7 protein-coding genes and 1 pseudogene are annotated in these 7,842 nt (G+C 52.0%); 2 read left to right on the plus strand and 6 right to left on the minus strand.

The features are described 5' to 3' along the window. Positions 1 to 59: 59 nt before the first annotated feature. From potF to WG891_RS21730, 4 genes are all read right to left on the minus strand, one after another. Positions 60 to 1,169, minus strand: a complete 1,110-nt coding sequence (potF, locus tag WG891_RS21715) for a spermidine/putrescine ABC transporter substrate-binding protein PotF (protein WP_337264444.1) — start codon at positions 1,167 to 1,169, stop codon at positions 60 to 62. Between the two features lie 396 nt (positions 1,170 to 1,565). Beyond that, the gene (locus WG891_RS21720; RefSeq protein WP_156292879.1) at positions 1,566 to 2,045 is read right to left on the minus strand and encodes a YbjN domain-containing protein; all 480 of its coding nucleotides are present in this window, start codon (positions 2,043 to 2,045) and stop codon (positions 1,566 to 1,568) included. Between the two features lie 164 nt (positions 2,046 to 2,209). Further along, positions 2,210 to 3,112, minus strand: a complete 903-nt coding sequence (gene rimK / locus WG891_RS21725) for a 30S ribosomal protein S6--L-glutamate ligase (RefSeq protein ID WP_337264445.1) — start codon at positions 3,110 to 3,112, stop codon at positions 2,210 to 2,212. Positions 3,113 to 3,168: 56 nt separating this feature from the next. Further along, positions 3,169 to 3,459 (minus strand): YbjC family protein, encoded by a 291-nt coding sequence (locus tag WG891_RS21730; protein WP_337264446.1) that lies wholly within the window; start codon positions 3,457 to 3,459, stop codon positions 3,169 to 3,171. Between the two features lie 242 nt (positions 3,460 to 3,701). Here WG891_RS21730 and WG891_RS21735 point away from each other — a divergent pair, with 242 nt between their 5' ends. Beyond that, positions 3,702 to 3,965, plus strand: a complete 264-nt coding sequence (locus WG891_RS21735; protein WP_337264447.1) for a GrxA family glutaredoxin — start codon at positions 3,702 to 3,704, stop codon at positions 3,963 to 3,965. A gap of 51 nt (positions 3,966 to 4,016) precedes the next feature. Here WG891_RS21735 and WG891_RS21740 read toward each other — a convergent pair whose 3' ends face one another. Beyond that, a complete protein-coding gene (locus tag WG891_RS21740) occupies positions 4,017 to 4,406 on the minus strand; it encodes an inner membrane protein YbjM (protein WP_337264448.1) in 390 nt (129 codons plus the stop codon). Between the two features lie 328 nt (positions 4,407 to 4,734). Between WG891_RS21740 and WG891_RS21745 the strand changes: the two genes are divergently transcribed. Then, on the plus strand, positions 4,735 to 6,423 hold the full coding sequence (locus WG891_RS21745) for an aspartate:alanine antiporter (RefSeq protein WP_337264449.1): 1,689 nt from the start codon (positions 4,735 to 4,737) through the stop codon (positions 6,421 to 6,423). A gap of 335 nt (positions 6,424 to 6,758) precedes the next feature. On the opposite strand, the pseudogene WG891_RS21750 reads toward WG891_RS21745, so the two are convergent. Then, a pseudogene (locus tag WG891_RS21750) lies at positions 6,759 to 7,842 on the minus strand (IS1182 family transposase); the annotation flags it as partial.

A 7,842-nucleotide genomic window follows, 5' to 3' on the forward strand; every position in this document is an offset into this window, starting at 1 on the left:
CTCCGCCTGCTGGTCAGATAATATGGATAATCAGGCTCTATCTGCAGAACCCTTACACATTACTTCCCGCTTTTAACTTTAGTCCAGGCGCGGGTAATTACACGATCAACTTTCGGCGACTGCACGTTCAAGGCAAACAGTTTGGCACGAATATCCGCTGGCGGATAAATGTTCGGGTTATCACGCACCTGGGCATCCACCAGCGCAGTGGCTTCTGTAACCGCATTGGCATAGAAGACGTGGTTACTGATATCCGCAATCACTTCCGGTTTCAGCAGGAAGTTCAGGAACTGGTAGGCCGCATCTTTGTTTTTCGCGTCTGCTGGCATCGCAAACATATCGAAATAAGCCAGTGCCCCTTCCTTCGGAATGGTATAGGCCACATTCACACCGTTCTTCGCTTCCTTGGCACGGTTGGCTGCCTGCATCACGTCACCGGACCAGCCGATCGCCACACAGATATCCCCATTTGCCAGATCGTTAATGTATTGCGAAGAGTGGAAATAACGGATGTTCGGGCGCAGTTTCATCAGCAGATCGTTCGCAGCGCCAGTGTAATCCTCTGCATTGGTGCTGTTCGGATCTTTGCCCAGATAATGCAGGATGGTGGCATACACTTCACTTGGCGCATCCAGGAACGACACCCCGCAGCTTTTGAGCTTTTCCAGGTTCTCTGGCTTGAGGATCAGATCCCAGCTGTCAAGCGGCGCATCCTTGCCCAATACGGCCTTCACCTTATCGACGTTATAACCGATACCGGTCGTCACCATCATGTAGGGAATGCCGTACTTGTTGTCTTTGTCGTTGTTTGCCACCAATTTCAGCATCTCAGGATCGAGATTTTTGTAATTAGGGATTTTGCTCTTGTCCAGCGGTTCAAAAATACCGGCCCTGGACTGGCGCTCAAGGAAGTTGGACGAAGGCACGACCAAATCATAACCGGTGCTGCCCGCCATCAGTTTGCCTTCCAACACTTCATTGGAGTCGAAGACGTCATACACCACTTTAATGCCAGTTTCTTTCTGGAATTTGGCGAGGGTATCCGGCGCAATATAGTCGGACCAATTGTAGATGTGCAGCGTATTCTCCGCGGCTGATGCTGTAACAGAAGCTGCCATCAGCAAACCGGCGACAACACCCGATAACCACTTTTTACGTTGGTTGACCATCCGTAACTTCCTCCAAAAACAAGGGGTAAATTTGTATCCTGAATTGATACAAAACCTTCGACTCACCGAGCGCAATCGTTGCGACCACGAATGAATGGCTATGCAGTTGATTACATAAACTTTTTTCATCTGCTCAGCCCATGTGTTCACAAAGGGAAACACAAGCCTTGAAAAGAATCAGCAGCATAACCGGAGTTGCCGGGGTGTACCAGCCTTCAGAGTAAAAAACGCCTTTTATCGATTTTTTATGCAGCAGTTCTTTATGTGATACGCCAATAGCGCTACAAGTAGCGATAAATATCTGGCGAAAAAACAGAAATACAGAATATTTAATGGTTGGGGGAAACAGGTATAGCATGCCACCGGAGCTACGGCATGCATAATGTACAGAGGGGATCAATGCAGCATCGGTTGACGGGCAGTAGTAGCCGGGTTCTCTTCTTCATCGCCCATAAACAGCAGATCATTCGCCCTGGCTTCCAGGATCACCATCGAGATCTGCTCTTCACCCTGCTGCATAAAGTACGCAAACTGTTCGTAGGCCACGCCAACGGCAATGCTCAACGACTGGCATACAATCAGTTTTGGCAGGTTATCGTCCTGAATATCGACAAACGCTTTAATCGTCAACGAACTGGCATTGATCTGGCTCAGATCGGCCACCAGCGGGATCAACGCAGTCGGTTTGACCTCCGCCAGTGCAGAGAACAAAATCACGTCATCAACCAGATCGATTTTGGCATCGAATACACCGTCAAAATTTTGCATGTGCGGCAGGTGCAGCGCCTGGCAAGAGTCACATTCAAAGAATGAGATACCCAGTTGATCCAGCCAACGTCGTAATAACGCCAAATCGGGGACGATGAGTGAATCCATAAATAACCAGCCTCACAATGTTCAAAACGTGAAAAGGCGCATAGCTTACGGAATATTCACCCGAGATACCACGATCAAAGGCACTAAATTCGTTAATCAGATAATTACGAATCTTGCAAGGCAAGATTGCGCCAGCTAAAACGCGCCATCAGCCACCGTTGACATCACCTTCCCGACTTCAGCCGAAGGCTTGGCCGAACACGCTGTTCAACGTATTCCAGCATTATTCCGGCGATATCTAGCCCGGTGGTAGTTTCTACCCCCTCCAACCCTGGAGAAGCATTCACTTCCATCACCAGCGGACCACGTTCGGCGCGCAGTATATCCACCCCGGCCACATCCAGCCCAAGCGTCATCGCCGCTTTGATCGCCGTGGCGCGCTCCTTGCCGGTGATATGCACTTTGCGAGCGGTGCCCCCACGATGCAGGTTCGAACGAAACTCGCCAGGCTTTGCCTGCCGCTCAATGGCCGCAACCACCCGCCCCCCAACCACCAGACAGCGGATATCGCTGCCTTTGGCCTCGCGGATATACTCCTGCACCAGAATATGGGCATTCAGGCCGCGAAACGCATCGATCACGCTCTCTGCCGCTTGACGGGTTTCTGCCAGTACCACGCCGATCCCCTGCGTACCCTCAACCAATTTCACCACCAACGGCGCACCGCCCACTAACTCGATCAGATCGCCGGTATCGTCCGGCGAATGAGCAAAACCAGTAATGGGCAGATCGATTCCCTGGCGGGCCAGCAGTTGCAACGAATGCAGTTTGTCGCGCGCGCGAGTGATGGCCAAAGATTCATTCAACGGATAACTGCCGAGCAGCTCAAACTGGCGCAGCACGGCGGTGCCGTAAAACGTCATGGCAGAGCCGATACGCGGGATCACCGCATCGTAGCGTTCCAACTGGCGGCCACGGTAATGAATGCTCGGTGCCGCCGGGTTGATATTCATATAACAAGAGAGCGGATCGATGATGTCGATACTGTGCCCGCGCTGTTCCGCTGCTTCCCGCAGCCTTTTGCATGAATACAGCGAACCATCACGCGAAAGAATGGCAATTTTCACTCGTCACCCCAGGAGACATTATCACCTGCACAGGCAGGCACTCCCCACGGCCGCAGTCACTCCTGCGGGCCATGGTCTTTTTTATCGGCTGGCGACACCTTTTCCGGCGGCTGACGGTTGCGCAATAGCGGGCTGAACCCCTGCGCCATACGCAAAACCAGATAGGCCGCAGCCGGAACCATCAGCACTACGCCAAGAAAAATCATGCCGACGGCTGCCTGCTGTGAGGCCAGTATGCCGGGCAAACGCACATAGTCATGAGTACTCAGGTAGGATAACACCAGCAGCACCATCCCCAGGCCTTCAAGCACCAACACCGGGCGCGGTAAGTCACCGAATGAACGCATATTTTTTCTCTCCAGACTTGTAGCGCTCAGTGTAGTGAATTCCCCACCGCCGCAACAGCCCCCCGTGATTAATCGGTTCTATGAATCAGACTAACAGGCAGATCCCGCTTTTTTTTACTTACGGCAACGGGCATAGTAAGGACCAGGAACGTGAGTGATTACGCTACTGATGTCTTTTTATGACGGATGGAATGTCGTTACAATAGCGGTTAATGATTTGAATAACAGACTAGGAGTGTGACATGTTTGCTGTAATCTTCGGACGTCCGGGCTGCCCTTACTGTGTCCGTGCTAAAGAGTTGGCGGAAAAACTGACTGAAGAGCGCGACGATTTCAACTTCCGTTATGTTGATATCCACGCTGAAGGTATCTCCAAAGCCGATCTGGAAAAAACGGTCGGTAAACCGGTAGAAACTGTGCCGCAGATCTTTGTCGATGAGAAACACATTGGTGGCTGCACTGATTTTGAAGCCTATGCCAAAGAGAACCTGAATCTGTTCAAGTAACCGTTCGCGGTTAGCTCGTCAAAAAGGCGCCTCCGGGCGCCTTTTTGACGACTATTGCCTTTCACGCTGGCAAAATCGCTGTAGGGCATGTATGGCAACACGGATAAACAGATACAGCATGGCGCCAAAGGCGCACCAGAATACCGCACTGACGCTATACGCCAGTTCCTGCCAATATGAGTAACCGGGCATCAACCAGAAATAGCGGATAAAAAAACACAGTGGCACTGCATACAAGGCACCGAGCAGTGGGCACAAAATACGTTTTTTACTCGAAAGATGGCTGGCGATGACACCGGGGATCACAAACAGCAGCAGACCCGTTTCCCCACTGTTAGCCGTTCCTGCCCCATTAAAAACCCCGCCCTTCTGGGCTAAAAAAATCAGGCTGAACAGCAGGAAACTGCTGAGAATACCGACCCAGTAGCGATAGTTCGCCATTGTACTTCTCCCCTTTAGCGATGTGACCACTGACTACACCGTCAAAACAGCCTTGTCACCGATGTGGTGATGCGTAGCCAATCTGGCAACGCTGACTGAACTTTTCCTTGGCTAAAAGAGGGTTAAAGGTATCGATGGAGCACACGGGCAGCTTTATGCTGGCTGTCGCGCACCAGAGCGACTAGAATAAGCGCCGCTGAGCGACGGTTTAATTGCCTTCCGTTGGTTGGTTGTTTCTATAAGTTTTTATCCATATATTCTATGGGTAAATTTATATCTTATAGTTTTATACATCAAGAATTTACTGGTAAACAATAAGTTATCCTACGTGAACATAAACGTCGCTAGTTTGTTAAACGGTAACTACATCCTGTTACTGTTTGTGGTACTCGCCCTGGGGCTCTGCCTCGGAAAACTCCGCCTGGGTTCAATTCAACTCGGTAATTCCATTGGTGTTTTAGTGGTATCACTGCTCCTCGGCCAGCAACACTTCGCTATTAACACCGAAGCGTTGAATCTCGGTTTTATGCTATTTATTTTTTGCGTTGGCGTTGAAGCCGGCCCGAACTTTTTTTCGATTTTTTTCCGCGACGGCAAAAACTACTTCATGCTGGCGTTGGTGATGGTCGGCTCGGCGATGGTGATCGCCATCGGCCTTGGCAAATTGTTCCATTGGGATATCGGCCTGACTGCGGGAATGCTCGCCGGTTCCATGACCTCTACCCCCGTGTTGGTAGGAGCTGGCGATACGCTGCGTAATACCATTACCAATGGCCCGGCCTTGCTGGCGGCCCAGGATCATCTGAGCCTGGGTTATGCCCTGACTTACCTAATCGGCCTAGTGAGCCTGATTTTTGGCGCACGCTACCTGCCCAAATTGCAGCATCAGGATCTGCCGACCTCCGCCCAGCAGATTGCCCGCGAGCGCGGCCTGGATACCGACAGCCAGCGCAAAGTCTACCTGCCGGTGATCCGTGCTTATCGCGTGGGTCAGGAACTGGTTGCCTGGGCAGACGGTAAAAATCTGCGTGAGCTTGGCATTTACCGGCAAACTGGCTGCTACATTGAGCGCATTCGCCGCAACGGTATTCTGGCCAACCCAGACGGTGATGCCGTACTGCAGGTCGGGGACGAAATCTCGCTGGTGGGCTACCCCGATGCCCATGCATGCCTCGATCCCAGCTTCCGTAACGGTAAAGAAGTGTTCGACCGCGATCTGCTGGATATGCGCATCGTGACCGAAGAGATTGTGGTTAAAAACAGCAATGCCGTAGGCAAACGCCTGAGCCAGTTGAAACTGACCGATCATGGCTGCTTCCTGAACCGCGTGATCCGTAGCCAGATTGAAATGCCGATTGATGACAGCATTGTGCTGAATAAAGGTGACGTGTTGCAGGTCAGCGGCGATGCGCGCCGGGTGAAAAGCGTGGCAGAGAAAATTGGCTTTATCTCCATTCACAGCCAGGTCACCGATCTGTTGGCATTCTGCGCCTTCTTTATTATCGGCTTGCTGATTGGGCAGATCACCATTCAGTTCAGCAACTTCTCATTCGGTATCGGTAACGCCGCCGGTCTATTGATGTCCGGCATCATGCTTGGCTTCCTGCGTGCCAACCATCCCACGTTCGGCTATATCCCACAGGGTGCGCTCAACATGGTGAAAGAGTTTGGCCTGATGGTATTTATGGCCGGCGTTGGCCTGAGTGCTGGCGCAGGCATTGGTAACAGCCTGGGGGCGGTGGGCGGCCAGATGCTGATCGCTGGCTTGATCGTCAGCCTGGTGCCGGTAATCATCTGCTTCCTGTTTGGTGCTTACGTGTTACGGATGAACCGTGCCCTGCTATTCGGTGCCATTATGGGTGCGCGAACTTGTGCTCCGGCGATGGAGATCATCAGTGATACCGCACGTAGCAATATCCCTGCGTTGGGGTATGCCGGCACCTACGCTATCGCTAACGTCTTGTTAACATTGGCAGGTTCGCTCATTGTCGTGATATGGCCAGGAATATGGGGATGAACTATCAGCGAAAGGAATAATTCAGAGGCAAAATATCTTTGATTTTTTTATCGACAGCCAGAACTTTTCAATCTGCCGACAGTCTGAATTAGTGCCACTGCTTTTCTTTGATGTCCCCAATTTGTGGAGCCCGTTAGTCCCGCCGCTTTAGGTTCAAGACTAGCGGGTTTTTTGTTGTCTGAATTTTAGTGTCATTTAAAACAATCAGTTACAATGCAATGAATTACCCGATGGCGACAAAATGGCGGCGCATTTTTTATAGGCGAAAAAAAACCTGCTTTCGCAGGCTTCAGACTGCTGACTAACCCCATTTTTTCAGGTAGGGTCCTTCTTTTCTAGCGACCGCGGGTCGCGAACGCGCTATTTTTCCATAACCCCGTCATTGGCCACCTCTGTTCGCCCAAGGCACCTTTCTGACCTTCCCAAGACGCTTTCCACCACCGATAAAGACAATAAAGAAGCGCCAGCAGACACTGCATCTGTACTTTTGATAGCCCACGGAACCGCGCATATCGATGACCATGGTGCTGTTTCGCATCCGCGAAGCTCCTCTCCACCGTCTCTTTGCGCCGCGCGTAGATTTTCTTAACCCATTTCGTCAGCCTTAACCTGTTGGCTTCCTCTTTCGACGCCTCCCACACATGCCGCGTTATCGTTTTCTGCGCCTTGCTGTTCTGCGTACATTGCTGCCTCTGCTCACACCACTGGCACACTGCCGTGGATGAACGGTAATGTGCCGGGTACACATACAACACATCACGCTTCTCATCGTACCTGAAGTGCTTTTTCTGGAAGTCATTCTGATCTTTGTGCGGTCGCCGATAGCCGGGCACCAACGCGATACCCCTTTCTTGCGTCAGATGGCACACCGCGGCGGTGAAGTAACCCGCATCCACACCCACCGCCACCGGCTCCAGACCGAAGCGCTCTACCTGCCGCTCAAGTCGCCCGATAAAGGGCTGGCTATCATGGACATTGCACGGTGTCACATGCGTATCCAGGATGATGCCGTGCTTCCCGTCCACCGTGCGGTGGTCCAGATAGAAGAAGCCCTTCGGCTTGTTGTCCCGGTGCATAAAGCCGCTGTCCGGGTCGGTGGTGCTGACTTTGGTGTTCTTAACGGCGATGGTGTTTTCGGAGATCTTTTTTACGGCGGGCAGCGGCTTTTTTGCGTGCTTCTTCCTGTCGGCCTCAACGGCAGCATCAAGCTGTTCCAGATATTCACTGACGCCCACCGGACGTTCTTCATTCACTGCTCTGCGAGGGTTGGCGTCGGCTTTCTAGTGTGTGCTGTCAGTGTAGAGAACACGCCCGTTAGCCATGCCACGGCTGAGAGCCTGTTCTACGATGTGGTCAAAAATCTGCTGGAAGACGTCGCTGTGGTTGAAGCGGCGGAGGCGGTTCTGGCTCAGGGTCGAG

The sequence above is a fragment of the Serratia sp. MMO-28 genome, assembly GCF_037199905.1.
Classification (GTDB): Bacteria; Pseudomonadota; Gammaproteobacteria; order Enterobacterales; family Enterobacteriaceae; genus Chania; species Chania oryzae.